Annotated in this window: 25 protein-coding genes and 1 pseudogene; 3 read left to right on the plus strand and 23 right to left on the minus strand. The window is 69.9% G+C overall.

Translation table 11 applies throughout. The annotated features are described in order from the left end of the window. Positions 1-241: 241 nt before the first annotated feature. Complete coding sequence (locus ACZ4N5_RS26095; protein WP_467759481.1) at positions 242-715, minus strand: carboxymuconolactone decarboxylase family protein; 474 nt, start codon at positions 713-715, stop codon at positions 242-244. 198 nt (positions 716-913) lie between these two features. Here ACZ4N5_RS26095 and ACZ4N5_RS26100 point away from each other — a divergent pair, with 198 nt between their 5' ends. Together ACZ4N5_RS26100 and ACZ4N5_RS26105 are read left to right on the plus strand one after the other, a co-directional pair. Then, positions 914-1258, plus strand: coding sequence for a DUF6233 domain-containing protein (locus tag ACZ4N5_RS26100; RefSeq protein ID WP_467759482.1), 345 nt, complete (start codon positions 914-916; stop codon positions 1256-1258). 47 nt (positions 1259-1305) lie between these two features. Next, on the plus strand, positions 1306-1554 hold the full coding sequence (locus tag ACZ4N5_RS26105) for a hypothetical protein (protein WP_467759585.1): 249 nt from the start codon (positions 1306-1308) through the stop codon (positions 1552-1554). A gap of 52 nt (positions 1555-1606) precedes the next feature. Here the strand turns inward: ACZ4N5_RS26105 and ACZ4N5_RS26110 are convergent, their stop codons facing one another. The 5 genes from ACZ4N5_RS26110 to rpsB all read right to left on the minus strand — a co-directional run bounded on the left by ACZ4N5_RS26110 (position 1607) and on the right by rpsB (position 6294). After that, positions 1607-2746, minus strand: a complete 1140-nt coding sequence (locus tag ACZ4N5_RS26110; protein WP_467759483.1) for a phosphatidate cytidylyltransferase — start codon at positions 2744-2746, stop codon at positions 1607-1609. Beyond that, on the minus strand, positions 2746-3303 hold the full coding sequence (gene frr, locus ACZ4N5_RS26115) for a ribosome recycling factor (RefSeq protein WP_037625129.1): 558 nt from the start codon (positions 3301-3303) through the stop codon (positions 2746-2748). Before frr ends, ACZ4N5_RS26110 begins: the two co-directional genes overlap by 1 nt. 171 nt (positions 3304-3474) lie before the next feature. Next, positions 3475-4245, minus strand: coding sequence for a UMP kinase (pyrH, locus tag ACZ4N5_RS26120; RefSeq protein ID WP_355842288.1), 771 nt, complete (start codon positions 4243-4245; stop codon positions 3475-3477). Positions 4246-4428: 183 nt separating this feature from the next. Next, the gene (gene tsf / locus ACZ4N5_RS26125; RefSeq protein ID WP_467759484.1) at positions 4429-5265 is read right to left on the minus strand and encodes a translation elongation factor Ts; all 837 of its coding nucleotides are present in this window, start codon (positions 5263-5265) and stop codon (positions 4429-4431) included. Between the two features lie 96 nt (positions 5266-5361). Continuing rightward, complete coding sequence (gene rpsB, locus ACZ4N5_RS26130) at positions 5362-6294, minus strand: 30S ribosomal protein S2 (protein ID WP_467759485.1); 933 nt, start codon at positions 6292-6294, stop codon at positions 5362-5364. 270 nt (positions 6295-6564) lie between these two features. On the opposite strand from rpsB, the gene ACZ4N5_RS26135 reads away from it, so the two are divergent. Further along, entirely contained in the window at positions 6565-7194 is a 630-nt protein-coding gene (locus tag ACZ4N5_RS26135) for a murein hydrolase activator EnvC family protein (protein WP_467759486.1), read from the plus strand. 352 nt (positions 7195-7546) lie between these two features. On the opposite strand, the gene ACZ4N5_RS26140 is transcribed toward ACZ4N5_RS26135, so the two are convergent. The 17 genes and pseudogenes from ACZ4N5_RS26140 to ACZ4N5_RS26220 all read right to left on the minus strand — a co-directional run bounded on the left by ACZ4N5_RS26140 (position 7547) and on the right by ACZ4N5_RS26220 (position 21042). Next, positions 7547-8104, minus strand: a complete 558-nt coding sequence (locus tag ACZ4N5_RS26140; protein ID WP_467759586.1) for a TetR/AcrR family transcriptional regulator — start codon at positions 8102-8104, stop codon at positions 7547-7549. A 156-nt stretch (positions 8105-8260) separates the two neighbouring features. Then, positions 8261-9103 carry an RNA polymerase sigma factor WhiG gene (whiG, locus tag ACZ4N5_RS26145; protein ID WP_261708294.1) on the minus strand — a complete coding sequence of 281 codons (843 nt, stop codon included), beginning with the start codon at positions 9101-9103 and terminating at the stop codon, positions 8261-8263. Positions 9104-9374: 271 nt separating this feature from the next. Then, the gene (dprA, locus tag ACZ4N5_RS26150) at positions 9375-10520 is read right to left on the minus strand and encodes a DNA-processing protein DprA (RefSeq protein WP_467759487.1); all 1146 of its coding nucleotides are present in this window, start codon (positions 10518-10520) and stop codon (positions 9375-9377) included. Then, entirely contained in the window at positions 10517-12142 is a 1626-nt protein-coding gene (locus ACZ4N5_RS26155; protein ID WP_467759488.1) for a YifB family Mg chelatase-like AAA ATPase, read from the minus strand. The genes dprA and ACZ4N5_RS26155 overlap by 4 nt, the downstream gene beginning before the upstream one ends. Continuing rightward, entirely contained in the window at positions 12142-12513 is a 372-nt protein-coding gene (locus ACZ4N5_RS26160) for a YraN family protein (protein ID WP_467759489.1), read from the minus strand. The genes ACZ4N5_RS26155 and ACZ4N5_RS26160 overlap by 1 nt, the downstream gene beginning before the upstream one ends. Positions 12514-12765: 252 nt before the next feature. Beyond that, positions 12766-13074: a DUF2469 domain-containing protein gene (locus tag ACZ4N5_RS26165; protein ID WP_003965949.1), complete on the minus strand. Its 309-nt coding sequence runs from the start codon at positions 13072-13074 to the stop codon at positions 12766-12768. 55 nt (positions 13075-13129) lie between these two features. Then, entirely contained in the window at positions 13130-13654 is a 525-nt protein-coding gene (locus ACZ4N5_RS26170) for an NUDIX hydrolase (protein WP_467759490.1), read from the minus strand. After that, entirely contained in the window at positions 13644-14417 is a 774-nt protein-coding gene (lepB, locus tag ACZ4N5_RS26175) for a signal peptidase I (protein WP_467759491.1), read from the minus strand. The genes ACZ4N5_RS26170 and lepB (ACZ4N5_RS26175) overlap by 11 nt, the downstream gene beginning before the upstream one ends. Positions 14418-14618: 201 nt before the next feature. Next, positions 14619-15560, minus strand: coding sequence for a signal peptidase I (lepB, locus tag ACZ4N5_RS26180; RefSeq protein WP_467759492.1), 942 nt, complete (start codon positions 15558-15560; stop codon positions 14619-14621). After that, a pseudogene (gene lepB, locus ACZ4N5_RS26185) lies at positions 15448-16536 on the minus strand (signal peptidase I); the annotation flags it as partial. The gene lepB (ACZ4N5_RS26180) and the pseudogene lepB (ACZ4N5_RS26185), both read right to left, overlap by 113 nt. After that, a complete protein-coding gene (gene lepB / locus ACZ4N5_RS26190; RefSeq protein WP_467759493.1) occupies positions 16529-17245 on the minus strand; it encodes a signal peptidase I in 717 nt (238 codons plus the stop codon). The pseudogene lepB (ACZ4N5_RS26185) and the gene lepB (ACZ4N5_RS26190), both read right to left, overlap by 8 nt. A gap of 80 nt (positions 17246-17325) precedes the next feature. Further along, positions 17326-17676, minus strand: coding sequence for a 50S ribosomal protein L19 (rplS, locus tag ACZ4N5_RS26195; RefSeq protein ID WP_467759494.1), 351 nt, complete (start codon positions 17674-17676; stop codon positions 17326-17328). A 131-nt stretch (positions 17677-17807) separates the two neighbouring features. Next, a complete protein-coding gene (trmD, locus tag ACZ4N5_RS26200) occupies positions 17808-18629 on the minus strand; it encodes a tRNA (guanosine(37)-N1)-methyltransferase TrmD (RefSeq protein WP_467759495.1) in 822 nt (273 codons plus the stop codon). Further along, entirely contained in the window at positions 18629-19216 is a 588-nt protein-coding gene (rimM, locus tag ACZ4N5_RS26205) for a ribosome maturation factor RimM (RefSeq protein WP_467759496.1), read from the minus strand. The genes trmD and rimM overlap by 1 nt, the downstream gene beginning before the upstream one ends. A gap of 179 nt (positions 19217-19395) precedes the next feature. Continuing rightward, positions 19396-19635 carry an RNA-binding protein gene (locus tag ACZ4N5_RS26210; RefSeq protein WP_003973401.1) on the minus strand — a complete coding sequence of 80 codons (240 nt, stop codon included), beginning with the start codon at positions 19633-19635 and terminating at the stop codon, positions 19396-19398. 2 nt (positions 19636-19637) lie between these two features. Continuing rightward, the gene (rpsP, locus tag ACZ4N5_RS26215; protein ID WP_351123659.1) at positions 19638-20057 is read right to left on the minus strand and encodes a 30S ribosomal protein S16; all 420 of its coding nucleotides are present in this window, start codon (positions 20055-20057) and stop codon (positions 19638-19640) included. Positions 20058-20445: 388 nt separating this feature from the next. Beyond that, entirely contained in the window at positions 20446-21042 is a 597-nt protein-coding gene (locus tag ACZ4N5_RS26220) for a hypothetical protein (protein WP_467759497.1), read from the minus strand. Positions 21043-21189: the final 147 nt, after the last annotated feature.

Genomic DNA, 21189 nt, shown 5'->3' on the forward strand with positions numbered 1-21189 from the left:
GACCGTCGCGTCATCGCGCTCATAGTCGCCACCCGGCGAGCCGGGCGCACAGTCATGGCGTGAGTGTCTACCGCTCGTCGGCGTGGCGGCCCACCGGCAGGCCCACCTGCAGGCCACAACCGAGCCGGCGGACCGGCACGCCAGAACCTTGGCCGGACCCGGCCCGGCGGCCCCGCAGCGGGCCCTGGCCGGACCCGGCGGACCTTGACCGGGCCCGGCAGGCCCGGTCAAGGCACCCCCGTTACGCGAACTGGCCGGGCCGGTAGGCGCCGGCGGGCTGCTGGACGATGACGTTGCCTCGGTTGAAGGCGTTGATGACGGAGATGCAGCACACCAGGGCGGCGAGCTGCTCCTCGTCGTAGTACTTGGCGGCGTTCGCCCAGCACTCGTCCGTGACACCGCCGGCCGCGTCGGCGATCCGCGTGCCCTGCTCCGTGAGCTCCAGGGCGGCGCGCTCGGCATCGGTGAACACCGTCGCCTCGCGCCAGGCCGCGACCAGGTTGAGGCGCACCGAGGTCTCGCCCGCGGCGGTGGCGTCCTTGGTGTGCATGTCGGTGCAGAAACCGCAGCCGTTGATCTGACTGGCGCGAAGCTTCACCAGTTCCTGCGTCGCGACCGGCAGAGTCGAGTCCGCGAGCGCCCTGCCCGCGGCGACGATGTGCTTCGTGAACTTGGCCGCGACGGGGCTGGCGAAGAGGTTCAACCGAGCTTCCATGGTGCGCTCCTGTGTCGTTGTTCGTGGCTACACCTGATCGACGGAACAGCTCGGCACGATGTGACACGACTGAATGTGACCTGCGTCTCCCGCCCTCGGTGCGGCGGGGATCACCCGCCGCGAGGTTCGGGTCGGGACACGAGGGAACACGGGCAGGGTGCTGCCCACGGCATCACGCCAAGGCCTAGAATCGAATGCGTGTACGAAAACGTGTCCCGTCTGGAGCATCTGCGCAGCGTCCGCGCCTGGCTGCTCTGGCAACTGCGCCGCACCGACGACACCATCAGCGAGCTGGAGCGACAAGAGACCGCCGCCACCCGCGCGGCCCGCACGTCACCCCCGCCACCCCGCGGATGGAAACTCGCGATGCGACGAACACGCGGCACCAAGGCCACCCCCGACGCCGTCCACACGGGCGACTGCGGGATGGCCGGGAAGAACACGAAGCCACTCGCACGTGAGCAGGCTCTCCGGGCGATCACCGAAGACGGCGTCACGGCATGCCCGTACTGCCGCCCCGACACGGATCTGGGTGTCCTGTGAACCACGAAAACGCACAGCCGAACCACGACGAGACACAGCCCGAGGACATTCCCGCCGCGCCCATCGTCGTCGGCCGCCCCGCCGGGACCGGCGGCCGCCGCGTGACGATCCGCGGCCGGAGCGGCGGCATCGCCCACAGCGACGCCGACGTGGTGGAGTTCCTGCGCCGCGCGGGGCTCCCGGACGCGTGGGAGTTCCTGGACGATCCGCGCTGGGTGGAATGGCAGGACGGCCGGCCCCACGCATACGACACCACCCCTCCCGGTCACGGGGATCACGGTGAGGTGATCGGGTGACCGGAAGGGGTGGTGTCGTGTGCGTGCGTCGTAGATGTGTGCGGAAAAACGATCAGCCGGATCCGACAAAGAGCACGAGCAGCAGCCAGACGACCGGAGCCGTCGGGAGCAGGGAGTCCAGCCGGTCCATGATGCCGCCGTGGCCCGGCAGCAAGGTGCCCATGTCCTTGATGCCGAGGTCCCGCTTGATCATGGACTCGCCGAGGTCACCGAGCGTGGCGCTGGCCGCGACCGCGAGGCCGAGGATCAGACCCTGCCACCAGGTGCCGTCGTCGATCAGGAACTGCATGCACAGCGCACCCGCCACCATCGCGAAGCTGACCGCTCCGAGCAGACCTTCACGGGTCTTTCCGGGGCTGATCCGCGGCGCCAGCTTGTGCTTGCCGAAGCGCCAGCCGACGGCGTACGCGCCCGTGTCGCTGACGACCGTCAGGAGCAGGAAGGTCAGAACGCGGCGCGGACCGTCGTCGGCCGTGAGCATCATGGCCACGAAGGTCGCCAGGAACGGCACGTAGAAGGCCGCGAAGACCCCCGCCGTGACGTCCTTGAGGTAACCCTCGGGCGGTTCCGTCATCCGCCAGACCAGGACGGCCAGCGCGGTGAGTGCCATGGCCACCCAGGCGCCCTCGGCCCCGCGCACGTATCCGGCGACGACCATGGCGGCCCCGCCGAGCGCGAGCGGCACGAGAGGCGCCTTGATGCCCTTGCGCTCCTCCAGCCGTGAGGTGAGCTCCCAGAGCCCCACCACCACGGCGACCGCTATCACTCCCACGAAGACGGCCTTGACGACGAACAACGACGCGACGATCACCGCACCCAGCCCGACGCCCACTCCTATGGCCGCGCCCAAGTCGCGTCCCGCACTCTTCTTCTGAGGTGCGGGGGCGGGCTCGGGGGCGGCGCTGGGCATGGGCTCCTGCGGGATCTGCGGGTTGTGCGACGGATCCCCGTAGGGCGCCGTCGGCGGTGTGTCGTTGCGGACCGAGGGGCCGCTCGGCCGAGCGGCCCCCCTGTCGTCATCCTGGTCTCCGCCATGTCCGGGTACGTCGGGCGCGGTGGGCATGGGCCGAGTGTGCTGCGCGTCATGCGCATCGTACGTGGGACCCGCCGGGGCTGCCCCCTGGACAGGCCCCTGCTCGGACGGCCCCCAGTACCCGGCTTGTGGCGGCGCCCCCCAGGAAGAGTCGTTCATCAGACCTCGAGCAGCTCCGCTTCCTTGTGCTTCAGGAGCTCGTCCACCTGGGCGACGTACTTCGCCGTGGTGTCGTCGAGCTCCTTCTCCGCGCGGCGGACCTCGTCCTCGCCGGACTCCTTGTCCTTGACGAGCTTGTCGAGAGCGTCCTTGGCCTTGCGGCGCACGGCGCGGATCGAGACCTTGGCGTCCTCGCCCTTGGTCCGCGCGACCTTGATGTAGTCCTTGCGACGCTCTTCCGTCAGCTCGGGGAACGTCACCCGGATGATGTTGCCGTCGTTGCTGGGGTTGACGCCCAGGTCGGAGTCGCGAATCGCCTGCTCGATGTTGCGCAGCGCGCTCTTGTCGAACGGGGTCACCACGGCCATGCGCGGCTCCGGAACGGAGAACGAGGCCAGCTGGTTGATCGGCGTCAGCGCGCCGTAGTAGTCGGCCACGATCTTGTTGAACATCGCCGGGTGCGCACGGCCGGTGCGGATCGCGGCGAAGTCCTCCTTGGCGACCACGACGGCCTTCTCCATCTTCTCCTCGGCCTCGAGGAGGGTCTCTTCGATCACCACTTGCTCCTGCGTGTCTTGAGTGGCCCGGCAGCTGTTTCCTCGTCGGGGTTCGGCGGCCGGCTGCGTCGCGTCTTATTCCTGCACGGTTCCGGACCGGCAGGACATTGTCCATCCCCCGGTCGGGGTCCGTCCTGGACCGGGAGTCGTACCCCGTCCAAGCGTTCCCCGTCAGGCTCGGCCGCTCTGGTCGCCCACGAGTGTGCCGATCTTCTCACCCTTGACGGCCCGCGCGATATTGCCCTCCGCCAGGAGCTCGAAGACCAGGATCGGCAGCTTGTTGTCCCGGCACAGCGTGATGGCGGTCATGTCGGCGACCTTGAGGTCCCGGGTGATGACCTCGCCGTAGCTGAGCGAGTCGAACTTGACCGCCTCGGGGTTGGTCTTCGGATCGGAGTCGTAGACACCGTCCACGCCGTTCTTGCCCATGAGGAGCGCCTCGGCGTCGATCTCCAGGGCCCGCTGGGCGGCAGTGGTGTCGGTGGAGAAGTACGGCATACCCATACCGGCGCCGAAGATGACCACACGGCCCTTCTCCAGGTGCCGTACGCCACGCAGCGGGATGTACGGCTCCGCGACCTGGCCCATGGTGATGGCGGTCTGGACACGGCTGTCGATGCCTTCCTTCTCCAGGAAGTCCTGGAGGGCGAGGCAGTTCATGACCGTGCCGAGCATGCCCATGTAGTCGGAGCGCGCCCGGTCCATGCCGCGCTGCTGGAGTTCGGCCCCGCGGAAGAAGTTGCCGCCGCCGATGACGACGGCGATCTGGGCACCGTCGCGCACGACGGCCGCGATCTCGCGGGCGATCTTGTGCACCACGTCGGGGTCGACGCCCAGTCCGCCGCCGCCGGCGAACGCCTCGCCGGAAAGCTTCAGCAGAAAGCGGCCCGCGCCTTTGCCGTCGTCGCTCTTCTCGCCCTTGTCGGCCTGGGTGGTGGTCATGGAGATCTCCTCATGGTGCACATACGAAGAAGGCCATTGCCGGTGGGGTGTTGTTCGCAACCCATACTCGGCAATGGCCTCCTCGTCAGATCTGCTGTCGTCCGGCACACACGCGTGGGTGCCGGCGCACGCGGACGACTGCTGTCGACCCTATAGGGGTCGAGCGTCGATCGCGGTACGGACTCAGATGCCGACCTTGATGCGCGAGAAGCGCTTCAGGGTGACACCGGCCTCGTCCAGAACCTTCTGGACGGACTTCTTGTTGTCGAGCGCGTACGGCTGACCGAGGAGGGTGGCCTCCTTGAAGAAGCCGTTGACGCGACCCTCGACGATCTTCGGGAGGGCGGCCTCGGGCTTGCCCTCGGCGCGGGTGGTCTCCTCGGCGACGCGACGCTCGGTCTCGACGACCTCGGCCGGAACGTCCTCACGGGAGAGGTACTTCGGCGCGAAGGCGGCGATGTGCTGCGCGATGCCCTTGGCGAGGTCGGCGTCGGCCTTGTCCAGCTCGACCAGAACACCGATCTGCGGGGGCAGGTCGGGCATGGTGCGGTGCATGTACGCGGCCACGAAGGCGCCGGAGAACTGGGCGAAGCGGTCCAGGACGATCTTCTCGCCCAGGTTGGCGTTGGCCTCGTCGACGAACGCCTGAACCGTCTTGCCGGGCTCGATCTCGGAGCCGAGGAGCGCCTCGATGTCGGCCGGCGACGTCTTGACGACGTGCTGGGCGATCTCGTTGGCGACGGCCTGGAACTTCTCGCCCTTGGCGACGAAGTCCGTCTCGCACTTCAGCTCGACCAGGACACCGGAGGTGTTGTCGTCAGCGATGATGGAGACCACGGCGCCGTTCTCGGCGGAGCGGCCCTCGCGCTTGGCGACGCCCTTCTGGCCCTTGATCCGCAGCGCCTCGACGGCCTTGTCGACGTTGCCGTCGGCCCCGTCCAGCGCCTTCTTGCAGTCCATCATGCCGGCGCCGGTGAGCTCACGGAGCTTCTTGACGTCGGCGGCGGTGTAGTTCGCCATGATTCCTGGAATCTCTCTCGAAGTCTGAAGATCTACGGGACGAACGGCGGGGGCTTTGTGGGCCCCCGCCGTTCACAAACCCGAAGGGGTGAGGGGTCAGGCCTGCTCGGCGTCCGCGGCGGGGGCCTCGGCGGCGGGCGCCTCGGCAACCTCGACCTCGGCCTCAGCCTCGGCCTCGGCGGCCGGAACCTCGGCCTGCTCGGCGTCGGCGACCTTCTCCGTCTCGGCGGAGGTCTGGACCTCGGCGTCGTCGGCCTTCTTCTCGCCCTCGAGCAGGTCGCGCTCCCACGCGGCGAGCGGCTCGCCCGCAGCCTTGTCACCCGCGGCCTTACCGGCGCCCGAGCGGGAGATGAGGCCCTCGGCGACGGCGTCGGCGATCACGCGGGTGAGCAGGGTGACGGAGCGGATCGCGTCGTCGTTGCCCGGGATCTTGTAGTCGACCTCGTCGGGGTCACAGTTGGTGTCGAGGATGGCGACGACCGGGATGTTGAGCTTCCGGGCCTCGCCGACCGCGATGTGCTCCTTCTTGGTGTCCACGATCCAGACGGCGCTGGGCACCTTCTGCATCTCGCGGATACCACCGAGGGTCTTCTCCAGCTTGGCCTTCTCGCGCGAGAGCACGAGAAGCTCCTTCTTGGTGAGACCCGAGGCCGCGACGTCCTCGAAGTCGATCTGCTCGAGCTCCTTGAGGCGCTGCAGACGCTTGTAGACGGTGGAGAAGTTGGTGAGCATGCCGCCCAGCCAGCGCTGGTTGACGTAGGGCATGCCGACGCGGGTGGCCTGCTCGGCGATGGCCTCCTGCGCCTGCTTCTTCGTGCCGACGAACATGACCGTGCCGCCGTGGGCGACGGTCTCCTTGACGAACTCGTAGGCGCGGTCGATGTACGACAGCGACTGGAGCAGGTCGATGATGTAGATGCCGTTGCGCTCCGTGAAGATGAAGCGCTTCATCTTCGGGTTCCAACGACGGGTCTGGTGACCGAAGTGGACGCCGCTTTCCAGCAGCTCCCGCATCGTGACGACGGCCATGGCCGTTCTCCTCGGTTTTCTCGGTTGTACCGCGTGTGCCGGACGGCTCACGCGCCTGACGCCCGCGGTGCGCCTTGCCACAAAGGACCGAGAGGCGCTGACACCGATCTGTGATGACCAGGTGCCGGGGCGTGCGAAGTCGACTCGGTGACCCGAATCGCCATCAGAAGTGTACGGGACCCGAGAGGGGGCAGGTGACGCCGCTGTCCACAACCGGCCGGTACTCCACAGATCCCGGCCATGATCCGCTCGATGCGGGACGGTTCCCGCATGCGAGTGAACCGAAGTACGCGTCCCTGGCCGGCACTCCTCCTGGGCCTGACAGTGACCGTCCTGGGCGCACCGGTCCCGGTGGCGCTGGCCCACGGGACCGGCCCCGCGCCACCGGCCCCCGGGTCACCGGCCCCGGTCGCCCCGCCGACGGCCGACCCCTCCGTACCGGCGCTCGCCCGTGTCTGGCCCGTGGGTGTCCGGCCGTTCGTCGTACGAGGCTGGGAACCGCCGGCGACGGTCTACTCACGGGGTCATCGAGGTGTCGACCTCGCGGCCGCCCCCGGCGCCCCGGTGCGGGCCGTCGCACCCGGCCGGGTGTCCTTCGCGGGCCGGGTCGCGGGCCGCGGGGTCGTCTCGGTGGAGCTGTCGGGCACGGGGGCGCCCCCGCTGCGGACGACATACGGTCCGGTGCGGGCATCGGTGCACAAGGGCGAAGAGGTCCTCGCGGGCGAGGTTCTGGGCACCCTGGAAGCGGCGGACGCGCACTGCGGGCCTACGGCGTGTCTGCACTGGGGGCTGCTCAGGGGCACGACCTACCTGAACCCGCTGTCCCTGCTGCCCCCATGGCTCCTGAACACGGGCCCGTCCCGCCTGCTACCGCTCAACGGCACGGACACCCGACCCTGACCAGCCACAAGCCGACGAGGCACGGCCGCGGACCAGAAGCCGAGGATCCCGCGGGCACGGGCGAAAGGCGAGGAACCCGCGGGCACGGACCGAAAGGCGAGGGACTCGCAGGCACGGGGGAAAAGGCGAGGAACCTGCGGGCACAGGGCAAATGGCGAAGGGGACGGGCCGCGGACCATGAACCGGGAGGCACGCGTCCCCGGCCGACGGCGGAGCCGCCCACACCGGGGACCAAGAGCCGAGGAAGTCGTTGCCGCGGACCAGAAACCGAGAGGCCGCGCCACAGGCCGGCAGCCGAGCGGCCCGCGCCACGAGCCGGGAGCCGACGGCCCCTGCCAACGGCCACCGGGGCTCAGCCTCGGACGCCTCTCAGGGCCATCGACACGGCCGCCTCGGTGATCGCGGAGGGGTCCTCGGCGGCGCCCAGTTCGATGCGCCGCACCGCGGCGTCGACCACGCCCTGCAGGAGCATCGCGGCCAGCCGCGGCTCGGCGTGCCCCATCTCGGCGAGAGCCTCACCGATCATCGTGACCAGCCCGCCGTGCGCCGCCCGGATCTTTTCCCGGGCACCCGCGTCGAGTTCGCTGGCGGAGATGGCGACCACGGCCCGGTGCCGCCGGTCCCCGACCAGGGCCAGCTGACGGCGGACGTACGCCTCCACCGTCCCCTCGGGGCCGTCCGCCGCCGCCATCGCGGCCGAGACCTCGGCCGCCCAGACGGGAAAGTCGACCTCGCACAGTTCCTCGACGACGGCGGCCCTGGACCGGAAGTACTCGTACACGGAGGAACGCGCGAGCCCCGTGCGCTCGGCGAGGGCCGGGAAGGTCAGCGCCTCCGTACCGCCCTCGGACAACAGGGACCGCGCAGCGTCCAGCAGGGCGGCTCGCTGCATCGACCGGTGCTCGGCCACGGAGGCCGCTCGAATCCTTGGCACGTCAACCACTGTACGGACGCACCGCCGCCGACGGGAACCACTCCACCGAGCCGACCGCAGTGGCGTCCGCAGCAGTGCTCCCGGCGCCAGGACGGCGCGGCGGCACGGCGCGGCGCCACGGCACCGCCCGGCTCAGCGTCCGAAACTGGCCAGCTTGGCACGCAGCTGAAGCACCGACTTGGTGTGGATCTGGCTCACCCGGCTCTCGGTCACCCCGAGCACATTGCCGATCTCCGCGAGCGTGAGCCCTTCGTAGTAGTAGAGCGTGACCACGGTCTTCTCCCGGTCGGGCAACGTGTTGATCGCCCGTGCCAGAAGCCTGCGCAGCTCCCGGTCCTCGGCCACCTCGACCGGATTGTCGGCGGCGGTGTCCTCCAGCGTGTCCATCAGGCTCAGCCGGTCGCCGCCCTCGCCGCCGACGTGCAGCAGCTCCTCCAGAGCGACCACATTGGCCAGCGACAACTGGCTGAACACCGCGTGGAGTTCCTCCACACCGATGCCCATCTCGGCGGCCACCTCACCCTCCGAGGGGGTGCGCCGCAGCCGCGCCTCCAGCGTCGCGTAGGCGCGCTCCACGTTGCGCGCCTTCTGCCGCACCGACCGCGGGATCCAGTCCAGCGCCCGCAGTTCGTCGATCATCGCGCCGCGGATGCGGGTGATCGCGTACGTCTCGAACTTGATCTCCCGTTCGATGTCGAACTTCTCGATCGCGTCGATCAGCCCGAACACCCCCGACGAGACGAAGTCCGCCTGCTCCACATTGGCCGGCAGACCGACGCTGACCCGGCCCGCGACGTACTTCACCAGCGGTGAGTAGTGCAGGATCAGCTGCTCCCGCAGCCGCTCGTCACCGGTCGACTTGTACGACCGCCACAGCTCGTCGAGCGTCGAGGGCGCGGGCGGGCGCACGCTGCCGCCGTCGCGGGCGGCTGGCGGAATCGCCGTCCGGTCGGACCCGGAGGTGTGCTGGGGCATTCGTCGCCTTGTGCCGTTCTGCCGTGAACTGGGAGTGCCTGGGTGTCCTGTCGGCCTCATGCCGAGATCGCGTGCCTGCTTCGGATTCTTGTGAGCGTAGCGTGACTGAGCTGTCGCAGTGCGCGAAGAGCGGGCTGTCACCCGCACGCGAAAACTTTCGCCGGGGCGTCTCCCGGAGTCACGACGGTTGCCCTGTGTGACCGTCGAGGGGCGCCAACTGCAAGGAATCCCAGGCGTGTCGGCGTTCCCCCGGACGGCCGAACACGCTCGGTCAGCATCCCTCCCGATCACCTCGGACGGAGGCCATCGCCTGGCGTGTCAACTTCCAGCCGTCGCCGTGTCGTTCGACGAATCCAAGTGCTCGGAGTTCGTACAGTCTCCCGACCGCGTCGTCCGTGCTGGTCGCCGCTCTCCGGGCGATCTCCTCGGCCTCCGCCGGATCCCGCGCCGGCACAGCGTCCAGAACGCGTCCCACACCCGGTTGCAGCAGGTCGCGCGGCAGTACGGGCCCGCGCCGGTCCGGGGCCAGCTCGCCCATGTCACCGACCAGTTCGGCTACTTCCGCGGCGTCGGAGACCAGGACGGCTTCCCCGCGCAGCAGTTCGTGCACCCCGGCGGACAGTCCGCTGGTGGCGGGTCCCGGAACGCCCATCGTGAACCGGCCCAGCCGCTGTGCCGCACGGGCCGTGACGAGCGCTCCGCTGCGGTACGCCGCCTCGACGACCACGGTGCCCCTGGTGAGCGCCGCGATGACCCGGTTCCTGAGGATGAATCTGCTCGGCGTCGGGTGCTCTCCGGGCGGCAACTCCCCCACCACGAGACCCTGTTCCGCGATTCTGGTGATCAACTGGGTGTGTCCGCGCGGATAGGGCCGGTCGACACCGCAGGCGAGCACGGCGACGGTGGCGCCGCTCGCCCCGAGGGCGCCACGGTGCGCGGCACCGTCGATGCCGTAGGCGCCGCCGGACACCACCACCCAGCCCCGCTCCGCGAGCCCGGCGCCGAGGGTGGCGGCCATGTGCGCGCCGTACTCGGTGCAGGCCCGGGCACCGACGACGGCGACGGACCGCAGCGCCCACAACCGCAGGCCGACCCGCCCCCGCACCCACAGTCCGACGGGCCGGGCATCCCCCAGGTCGTCGAGCTGTGCGGGCCATTCGGATTCACCGGGACAGACGAACCGGACCCCGGCGTCCCGCGCGAGGGCGAGGTCCCGCTCCGGGTCGGCCCGCCCGGCCCTGGCCCTCAGGCCCGACCACCGCTTGTCGGTCATTCCCCGCGGCTGCCCCAGGTCCCCGTACAGCCACAGAACCGCCTCCCTGGCCCCGACTTCTCGAATCCAGCGCCCGCAGACCTCGTCGCCCGGTTCGACGACCCGGGAGAGCGTGACGCGGGCCCTGCGCTCGTCGTCCGTCATGCCGGCGAACCGATCGCCATCGGTACCCCGCGCGGGATTCCGGTGCGCAGCTGGAGAGCCAGGGCGACGTCCCCGGCGTCCGGCCTGTCGTGTCCCGAGAGGTCCGCGACCGTCCATGCGACACGCAGCACCCGGTCCAGCCCGCGGGCCGTCAGCAGCCCGCGCTCCAGGCCCCGCTCGGCCTCGTCCATCGCTCCCGCCCGGGCCTGCCAGCGACCGCGCAGCTCGCGTCCCGGCACCTCGCTGTTGGTGTGCCAGGGGGTTCCCGTCAGGCGCTCGGCGGCCCGCTCACGGGCGGCGAGCACCCGGTCCGCGACCGTCTTCGTCGACTCGCCCCGAGCGCCGCGCGCGGTGAGTTCGGCCCGGGTGACCGGCTCGACCTCCACCCGCAGATCGACCCGGTCGAGCAGCGGCCCCGAGAGCCTCGCCTGATAGCGGCGGATGACGGAGGGCGGGCACTCGCAGAAGTCGTTCGTCGTGCTGAAGCGTCCGCAGGGGCACGGATTGGCGGCCAGCACCATCAGAAACTTGGCGGGGAACCGTACGACACCGGCGCTGCGCGCGATCACCACGTGCCCCGCCTCCAGCGGCTGCCGCAGGGCGTCCAGCACGAAGCCGCTGAACTCGGGCGCTTCGTCGAGGAAGAGAACGCCCCGATGCGACAGGGACACCGCGCCGGGCCGTGCGAGGCCCTTGCCGCCGCCGACGAGCGATTGCATGGTCGCGGAATGGTGGGGTGCGCAGTACGGCGCGACGTCCACCATCGGTTTGCCCGGCGGCAGCAGGCCGGCGACGGAGTGGATCGCCGTCACCTCCAGGGATTCCTGCCGGGAGAGACGCGGCATGATCGACGGCATCCGCTCGGCCAGCATCGTCTTGCCCGCGCCGGGCGGTCCCTGGAGGAAGACGTGGTGGCCGCCGGCCGCCGCCACCTCCATCGCGGTGCGTGCCGACTGCTGGCCCACGACGTCGCCCAGGTCGTGGTCCCGGTCGTGTTCCGGCACGGCGATGCCGCACAGCCCGGTGGCCTCGCCCGTACCGGGCACGCGCAGGCCGGCCAGCAGCGGGTCCGGCCGGCCCTGCTCGTCCGGATCCTCCTCGGGCACCGGTTCGTCCGCCAGTACCGCGATCAGCTGGCGCAGGCTGCGCACCCCGAGCACCGAGACCCCCGGTACCAGTGCGGCCTCGGCCGCCGCGCACTCCGGCACCACCACCTGCTCGTATCCGGCGTCCGCGGCGGCGAGGACGGCCGGCAGGATGCCCCGGACCGGCCGCACCCTGCCGTCGAGCCCCAGCTCCCCGATCATCACGATGTCGGCGAGCACGCGGGGATCGATCCGCTCGGCGGCGCCGAGCACCGCGCAGGCCACGGCGAGATCGAAGCCCGAACCGCCCTTGGGCACGGAGGCCGGACTCAGCCCCACCGTCAGCTTCTTCTGCGGCCAGGACGCACCGGAATTGACCACCGCGGCCCTGACCCGGTCCCGGCTCTCCGTCAGGCTCTTGTCGGGGAGCCCCACCAGCGTGAAGGCCGCGATGCCCGGCTCCAGGTCCGCCTGGACCTCGACGACGACGCCCTCCACACCCACCAGGGCGACCGAACACGTACGCGCGAATCCCATCAGGCCACCCCCCGCGCGTGCTCGACCACGGGGGCGCCGCGTTCGGGGATCAGGACGCCGATCAGGTCGATGCGGACGCCGCCGGGTGGGGCTCCGCCGTGTTCCTGGAGCCAGCGTTCGGCCAGGCCGCGCAGTCGCAGGGCCTTCGCCGGTGTGACGGCCGCCATCGGATGCTGGAACGCGCCCGCCCTGCGGGTCTTGACCTCGCAGACGACCAGCGCGTCGCCGTCCCGGGCCACGATGTCGATCTCGCCGGTCCTGCCGCAGCGCCAGTTGCGTGCCAGGACGGTCATGCCGGTCCCGGTCAGCCGGCGTGCGGCCAGCTCCTCGCCGTACGCGCCCAGTGCGTTGCGTGCCTCGGATGTCTTCATGTCGGCACCACCTCCGGCACCAACACTGAGGCCGTGTCACCCAGCTATTGGATCTTGGTGGACGAGCGGGTGACTGTGGAAATCTCCGTCACCCGCACGAGCCATCACCGCGATCACCACCGTCATCGGCCGGCCGGGGAAGCGGGCGGCCCGGGTCTTCTGCCCCTCCCCCAGCCCTCATGCCTGAGCCCTGAGCCGCCCTCAATCTTTCAGCCCACGGTCCGGCCGCCCAGGAGCTCAGCCGCCCGGAGTTCAGCCGCCCGGCAGCTCCAGATCACTCTTGTTCAGTTCCTCGATATTCACGTCCTTGAATGTAAGGACGCGTACCTGTTTCACGAAGCGGGCGGGCCGGTACATGTCCCACACCCAGGCATCCGCCATGGACACCTCGAAAAACACCTCACCCTGGACCGAGTGCACCTGCATCTCGTAGTCGTTGGTGAGGTAGAAGCGCCGTTCGGTCTCGATCACATATTTGAACAGACCGACGACATCGCGGTACTCCCGATAGAGCTTCAGCTCCATCTCGGTCTCGTACTTCTCGAGGTCCTCGGCGCTCATGGCATGTTCCCCTTCAGCCGTGCGTCCCCCTATTGTGCGCCAGCCCCGAGAGCCCCTAGACGATTTGCGTGTCGAGGACCTCGGGCGTGGCCGGGGGACCCTCGTCGAGCACCCTGCGCAGCAGCCCGGCGAGCTTGGTCGGATACACCGTCTCATGTGCCTCGGTCAGTTCCTGGCACGTCCACCAGCGCGATCCGGCGACGCTGCGCCGCTCCAGGTCCGTCAGCCCCGTGGCCGCCGTGGCGGTCTGGGTCGTACGGGCCAGGAAGTACCACTCGTCCTGGTCCCAGCGCCGCCCCGCGAACGGGAACGAGCAGATCCGCCGCCACAGCACCGGGCCCAGTTCGACCTCTGTGATACCGGTCTCCTCCACGAGTTCCCGCAGGGCCGCCTGCTCCCGGGTCTCGTCGCCCTCCAGGCCGCCGCCCGGCGTGAACCACCAGTCGTCGGAGGGATCGTCCGGCTCGTGGCCGTGCAGCAGCAGTACGCGGTCCTGCGGGTCGAGCAGGACGACCCTGGCGACCTTGCGCAACCCGCCTGGGGACGGGCCCTCTTCCCGGTCCGCCGCCTCAGCGGGCACCGGCGGACTCCGTGCGCGCGCGGGAACGGCCCGCCAGCTTGGCGACGGGCCCGTACGCCCCGCCGCCCAGCACGAGCACAGCGCCGGCGATCACCAGGACGACCATCGTGGGGAGCGGTCCCGGCTGGGACAGACCGCCGAGCGCCTTGAAACCGGTGGGCCGTTCGAGCATCCCGTTCATCGGCCAGGCGATGGCGTCGACCCGGGCCGTCACGGCGCTGCGCGCCACGGTGCCGCTGGCCGCGTCCGTCAGATGTGCGGTGGAGTCGAGTGAGCCCTGCCGCTCGTCGCCGAGCAGGAACAGCCGTCCCTTCGGGACCTTCACGGTCGGGAAGTCGGTGATCTCGGCGAGGCTTCCCGGGGCCAGATACGGTTCGTCGATCTGCTTGCCGTTGACGGTCAGCTTGCCCTTGGTGCAGCAGGAGACGGTGTCCCCGCCGACGGCGACCACGCGCTTGACCACGGACGAGCCGGTGACCCAGGTCTTGTCCTTGAAGACGACGACGTCACCTCGGCGGACGTCGTTTCCGTCGACGCGCTGCGCCAGCACCCGGTCGCCCATTTTGATCGTCGGCGCCATCGAGCTCGTGGGGACGGTGTACGGCAGATAGACCACCGCCGCCCAGGCGAATCCGCCGAGGAACAGTGCCAGGCCCAGCGCGACAGCCAGCCCGGACAACCGCTGTCCGGTCCTGCTGCCCACTGGGGCCTTGCCTGCGCCGCCGCTGCGCGGGGCCGTACGTGTTGCGCTCTCGCCACCCATGGGCCCGCACCTTACCCGGGGGTACGGTCCGGGGTCAGCCCCCGTCCGGATCACGATCACCGGCACGAACCGGATCCGTGGGGCTCGTGCCGTCGCCCGCCGTCCGCGCCCCCGGTCCGCTGTCCGGCTTCGGCCGGAAACGAACGGGGCCGGCCGCCCCGGAGAATCCGGAGGGGCCGGCCCCGAAGGCCGAGAGGTGTCTCAGTCGTCCTCGGACGCCTTGCGCTTGCGTCGCACCAGCACGAGCGGTGCCGCGCCCAGAAGGGCCACGGTACCCGGCGAGGTGACCGCCGCGGCCGCCTGGTCGCTCAGACCGGGCTGGTCGAACGTGTCCGGGACCGGAAGGGTGCCCCACCGGTTGATGGGCCAGGCCTTGACGATGGCACGGCCGACGACATCGTTCACGGGCACCATGCCGTGGTGCTTGTCCGCCTGGTTGTAGCGCGAGTCCCGCGAGTTCTGGCGGTGGTCACCCATCACCCAGATCATGCCCTTGGGAACCTTGACCTTGAACTGGCCGCCGTCCTCGTCCTGGCTGCACGGGGTGTTCCCGGCGTACACGTACGACGACTCGTTCAGGGCCTTGCCGTTGACCATCAGCGGGCCGGTGTTCTTGCACTCGATCGTGTCGCCGCCGACACCGATGACCCGCTTGATGAGGTCCTTCTCCTCGGCGGACGGCATCAGGCCGATCCAGCTGAGGACCGTCTGCAGGGCGTTCGGGTTGGCCGTGGGCTCGCCCGCCAACCAGTTGTCCGGGTCGTGGAAGACGACGACCTCCCCGCGCTGCGGCTCGGAGCCGAACCACGGAGTCAGCTTGTCGACCAGAACGCGGTCACCCTGCTGGAGGGTGTTCTGCATCGAGTCCGAAGGGATCGAGAACGCCTGCACCAGGAAGGTCTTGATGATCAGCGCGAGTACCAGAGCGATGCCGATCAGGATCGGCAGCTCCTTCCAGAAGGAGCGCTGCTTGGTGGACTTCGGGTCCCGCTCGGCGCGCCCGGTCGAGTCGTCCCCGTCCTCGGAGCCGCTCCCGGAGTCCGAACCGTCCTCTACGGCAGGGGCAGCCGCATCCTCGGGCCGCTCCGGCTGCCCTTCGGGACCTTCGTGCCCAGAACGCGCGCCGACCGCCACATCCCCCACATCCACTCCTCACTCCGTGCCGCCGCCCGCGCCGTATTCGGCGCAGGCCCACCACTCCCATAACGAGCGGGAGTTCCGCAGGGCTCGGGAGCGGGATCAATCCATCTGGATCCGCAGAGGCCACCCTATGCGACAGAGATAGAGCGGAGGCCGACCCTCCAGGCGCGTCGGCCACCGTCGAGAACGTGTTCGGCTCCTGCAGCCGGGTCCAGTGGCCGATGGGCCACCCGATGACCATCGCCCGGCCCACGATCGACTTCTCGGAGACGGTACCGCTGAACTTGTCGGTGCGGTGGTAACGGGAGTCCGCGGAGTTGCCCCGGTGGTCGCCCAGCACGAACAGTCGGCCCGCGGGCACCTTCACCTCGAAGGCGAACTCCGACGGTTTGTCTCCGGCGTAGATGTACGGCTCGGTCAGGGGGGTGCCGTTCACGGTCACCCGCCCTTGCGCGTCGCAGCACTTGACGGTGTCCCCGCCGAGCCCGACGACCCGCTTGATGAGGTCCTTCTCGTTGTCGGACGGCAGCAGACCGATGAAGGTCAGCCCCTCCTTGAACTGCTTGACGACCACGGGGTCGTTCTTCTTCTGGGCGTCCTCGGCGGTGAGCCAGCCACCGGGGTCCTTGAAGACGACGACGTCACCGCGCTTGGGCTGGGAGCCGAACCAGGGGGTGAACTTGTCCACCAGGACGCGGTCGCCGATCTGGATCGTGTTCTCCATCGAGCCCGACGGGATCACGAAGGCCTGCACCAGGAACGTCTTGAGGACCAGGGCTATCAGCACGGCGACGCCGACGAGGAGGGGTATCTCCTTGACCGCCGAGCGCCGCCTGCGCCGCTTGATCTTGCGCGCGAGCTTGCGGCGCTCGACCCGGCTGGGCCGGGCGGCACCTCCGGAGGCGCGCCGGGCCCCGGTGGGCAGCAGGTTCTCGGCGGCGCTGGCGGAGACCCCGCGCGCCCGTCCACGGTTACCCATGAGCACCCCCGGCGGCAGGCACACCGGCGTAGGCGTCGGGACGCGTCAGACGGGTCCAGTGGCCCGCGGGCCAGGCGATCCAGTCGGCCCTGCCGATGACATCGCCGACGGGGACCATGCCACCGCCGGGCGAGCCCAGATGATCACGGGAGTCGCGGGAGCGGCTGCGGTGATCACCGAGGAGGAACAGGGACCGCTCGGGCACGACGAGGTCGAAGGGCACCTCGGACGGACTGTCGCCCCGATAGAGAAATGTCGACTCGTCGACCGACTGGCCGTTCACCTCGAGTCTCCCCTCCTTGTCGCAGCAGACCACGTGGTCTCCCCCTACCCCGACGACGCGTTTGACGTAGTCCGCGTTCCCGAAATAACCGGTGCCGTCGAACACGACGACATCGCCCCGCTGCGGCTCGGAACCGAAACGGTACGCCAACTTGTTTACGAGAACGCGGTCCCCGATCCTCAATCCGGACTCCATGGAGCCGCTGGGAATTTCGAACGGCTGCATCACGAAGCGGCTGACCAGCAGCAGAAATACCAGACAGATCAGCGCGGTCAGGGTGATCCGGCCCCCCGGGAGCCAGTCGGCGAGCCTGTCGACGAACGCAGAACGCGACCGGTCCTCCGGCCCCGCTGTGTCCGAGATCTCCTCGGAAGCGGAAGGGCGGGAGGAGCGGTCGCGCTCCACAGGCTGTGCTTCGGTGTCCATCGGGGCCAGATGCTATCCGGCCTCCCTGAGACACCTTCTTACCGGCTCGGTCGCCGACGGATCACCGCGGCGGCGCGGGCTCAGTTGTCGCGCTTCTCCTTGATCTTCGCGGCCTTGCCGCGCAGCTCACGGAGGTAGTACAGCTTGGCGCGACGGACGTCACCGCGGGTGACGAGCTCGATCTTCTCGACGATCGGGGTGTGCACCGGGAAGGTGCGCTCGACGCCGACGGAGAACGAGACCTTACGGACCGAGAAGGTCTCGCGGACACCGGCGCCCTGGCGGCGGATGACTACGCCCTTGAACTGCTGCACACGGGAGCGGTTGCCCTCGATGACGCGGACGTGGACGTTGACGGTGTCACCCGGGCGGAAGGCCGGGATGTCGGTGCGCAGCGACGCGCCGTCGACGGAGTCGAGCAGGTGAGACATTTTGTCTGCTTTCTTCGCTGATGCCACAGGTCATCAACGGGAGAGAGGTTCGAAGATGGTGCTGCCTCGTCGGGACGGGCGTCGTGTCCCCCTGTGGCAGGGGCGCACGCCGGACGACGTAGAGCAGCGGCCTATTCTTCCACGGCCTCCGGCCTGTGCCAAAATCGGCCGCCGGGATCCGGCTGCCAGCCCAGGATGGAGAGCATCTCGCGGTCCTTCTTGTCGAAGGCGGAGGCGTCGCAGCGCTCGATGAGGTCGGGCCGGTTCGCCGCGGTGCGGCGCAGTGCCTCGTCGCGGCGCCAGCGGGCGATCTTCCCGTGGTGGCCGCTGACCAGCACATCGGGGATCTCACGGCCGCGCCACTGCGGGGGCTTGGTGTAGACCGGGCCCTCCAGGAGGTTGGCCATGGCCCCGGGTGCGAAGGAGTCGTCCCGGTGGGACTCGGCGTTGCCGAGGACACCCGGCAGCAGCCGTGCCACGGCCTCGGTGACGACCAGGACGGCCGCCTCGCCGCCGGCGAGGACGTAGTCGCCGATGGACACCTCGTAGACGGGCATCCTCGTCGCGTACTCGTCGATGACACGGCGGTCGATGCCCTCGTAGCGCGCGGGCGCGAAGACCAGCCAGGGGCGCTCGGAGAGCTCGACGGCGAGCTGCTGGGTGAACGGGCGCCCGCTGGGGGTGGGGACGACGAGGACGGGCCCGTGGGCGCCGGTCTCGTAACCGTCCGCCAGGGCGGAGTCCAGGGCGTCGCCCCAGGGCTCGGTCTTCATGACCATGCCCGGGCCGCCGCCGTAGGGGGTGTCGTCGACCGTGTTGTGACGGTCGTACGTCCACTCCCGGAGATCGTGCACGTGCACGTTCAGCTGCCCGCGCGCGCGGGCCTTGCCGACGAGCGAGACGTTCAGGGGTTCCAGGTACTCGGGGAAGATCGTGACCACGTCGAGCCGCATCAGGCGTCGGCCCCCGCGGCGTCCTCGTCGCCCCCGGAGGAGCCGTTCTCGGCGTCCCTGGAGGAGACGACCTCCGCCTGGTCGTCGATCAGTCCGGGCGGCGGGTCGATGACGGCCCGCTGCTCCTCGAGGTCGATCTCGACGACGATCTCCTCCACGAACGGGATCAGCACCTCGGTCCCGTCCGGGCGCTCCACCACGAACAGGTCCTGCGAGGGCAGATGCGAGATCTCGGTGATCCGTCCGACCTCCTCGCCGTCCTTCGTGACCACGTCCAGGTCCATCAGCTGGTGGTCGTAGTACTCGTCCGGGTCCTCCGGCACCTCGTTCGGGTCGACCTCGGCGATCAGCAGGGTGTTGCGCAGCGCCTCGGCGGCGTTGCGGTCCCGTACGCCCGCGAAGCGCAGCAGAAGGCGGCCGCTGTGGACGCGGCCCGTCTCGATGGTCAATGGTCCGGTGGAGGCCGGATCGGTGAGCAGGACGGCACCGGGCCCGAGCCTGAGCTCCGGCTCGTCGGTGCGGACCTCCACGGTGACCTCGCCCTTGATGCCGTGGGCACGGCCGACGCGAGCGACTACCAGCTGCACTTGCTTGATCTCCTGTCGTGTGCCGACGGCAATGCTTCATGGACGACTGCGGATGCGCGGACGCCCGGGGTGCGTGGGCGTCCACGCGGTCCGGGGCCGCCTGCGAGGGTTCGCAGACGACTACGGGCCGGGGACGGCTCGTAAGCCCTCCCCGGCCCGAGCCGGTGCTGCCTGATACGTCAGCGGACGTGATCCACGTCGACGAGGTCGACGCGGACACCGCGGCCGCCGATGGCGCCCACGACGGTGCGCAGAGCGCGCGCGGTGCGGCCGTTGCGGCCGATCACCTTGCCGAGGTCGTCGGGGTGGACCCGGACCTCGAGAACGCGTCCGCGGCGCAGGTTGCGCGAGGCGACCTGCACATCGTCCGGGTTGTCGACGATGCCCTTCACGAGGTGCTCGAGAGCCTCCTCGAGCATGCTCAGGCCTCGGTCGACTCGGACTCGGCCGGAGCCTCGTCCTTCTTCTCAGCCTTCTTCTTCTGGGTGATGGCCTCACCCTTGCCCGTGTCGTCGCCACCGAGGGCGTCGAACAGCGGGCGCGCGGCCTTCGGCTCGGCCACGAGCAGCGGAGCCGGGGCCGGCAGGCCCTTGAACTTCTGCCAGTCGCCGGTCAGCTTCAGGATGGCGAGCACGGGCTCGGTCGGCTGCGCGCCGACACCCAGCCAGTACTGCGCACGGTCCGAGTCGACCTCGATGCGCGAAGGGTTCTGCACCGGGTGGTACAGACCGATCTCCTCGATGGCCCGGCCATCACGGCGGGTACGGGAGTCGGCGACGACGATGCGGTAGTGAGGCGAACGGATCTTGCCCAGACGCTTCAGCTTGATCTTGACTGCCACGGAAGTGGTGTCTCCTGGTCTTGACGGGGTTGGACACGACGAGATGGCCGCGTGGGGTTGCGGTACCCGAGTGCCCGATGGACGCGTCAGCCGGAGGAGAGAGGGGTCCTATGCGGCTGTCGAGTACAGCTGGCCATTCTGCCACATCCTGCGGTCCGCCCGGACCGAGGGTGTGCGGGCCCATGCCTGACGGGCACCCGGCGTTCCGGGTGCCCGTCAGGCATGGGCCGACGTGGATCGGCTGTCGGCGGGGTCGGCGAGATGCAGCCCGCGCGCACTCGTGCCTCCTGAATTCCCCCACTCCCCAAGGGCAGCGGGGGAAGGCACGACTGCTCACGGGCCGCGCGTACTCGTCCGGCACCCACGAGACGCCGGTGTCGCACGCGCCTCAGGCGACGGCAGCCCCGACCACCTCCGGAATCCGGAACGGTTTGCCGCATCCTCCGCACACGATCGGCGCCTGCGCCAGGACCGAAGGGACCACGCGCACATTGCGCCCGCAGTCGCAGACGGCCTTGACGCGGACGCCGCCCCCGGAGGAGCCGTGGCGGGCGGCGGGACCGCGGAACGAGCGGGCGGTGTCGGCGGACGTGGCGGCCGTGTGGGCCTTCAGCGCGCGCTGGAGCCGCTCGATGGTCGGGCGGTAGCGGCGCTTCGCCTCGGGGTTGAGCGTGACCAGCGAGAAGCCACTGCTTGGATGCGGCTCCTCGGGGTGGTCGAGGCCCAGCTCCTCGGCGATCGCGAGGAATCTGCGGTTGTGATACCGGCCGGCGCGCGAGGTGTCGCGGACACCGCGGGCGGCGGCGATGCCGTGGACTGCTTCGTGAAGCAGTCGTTCGAAGGAGAGCTCGTGTCCGCAGGCGGACGACGATTCTCCGATCAGGGACTCTGGCGCGGCAAGATCGGGCAGTTCGGGGTGGTGCCGCTGAATGTCGGCCCACGCCCCTGCCAGCTCTGCGGCGAGAACAGGTGGTGTCGTGCTCACGTAATGAGAACGAGCGGGGGTGCCTCTGTGTTCCTATTCCGGGGCATCCCAAATAATTTGCACGTACCCGTCAGTTGCCGCTGATGCGTCCTGACGAGGGCGGGTGCGCTGATCTGCGGAGAAGCATCACAGCTCATACCAAGGCGG

It is taken from the genome of Streptomyces sp. NPDC026500, assembly GCF_055567635.1.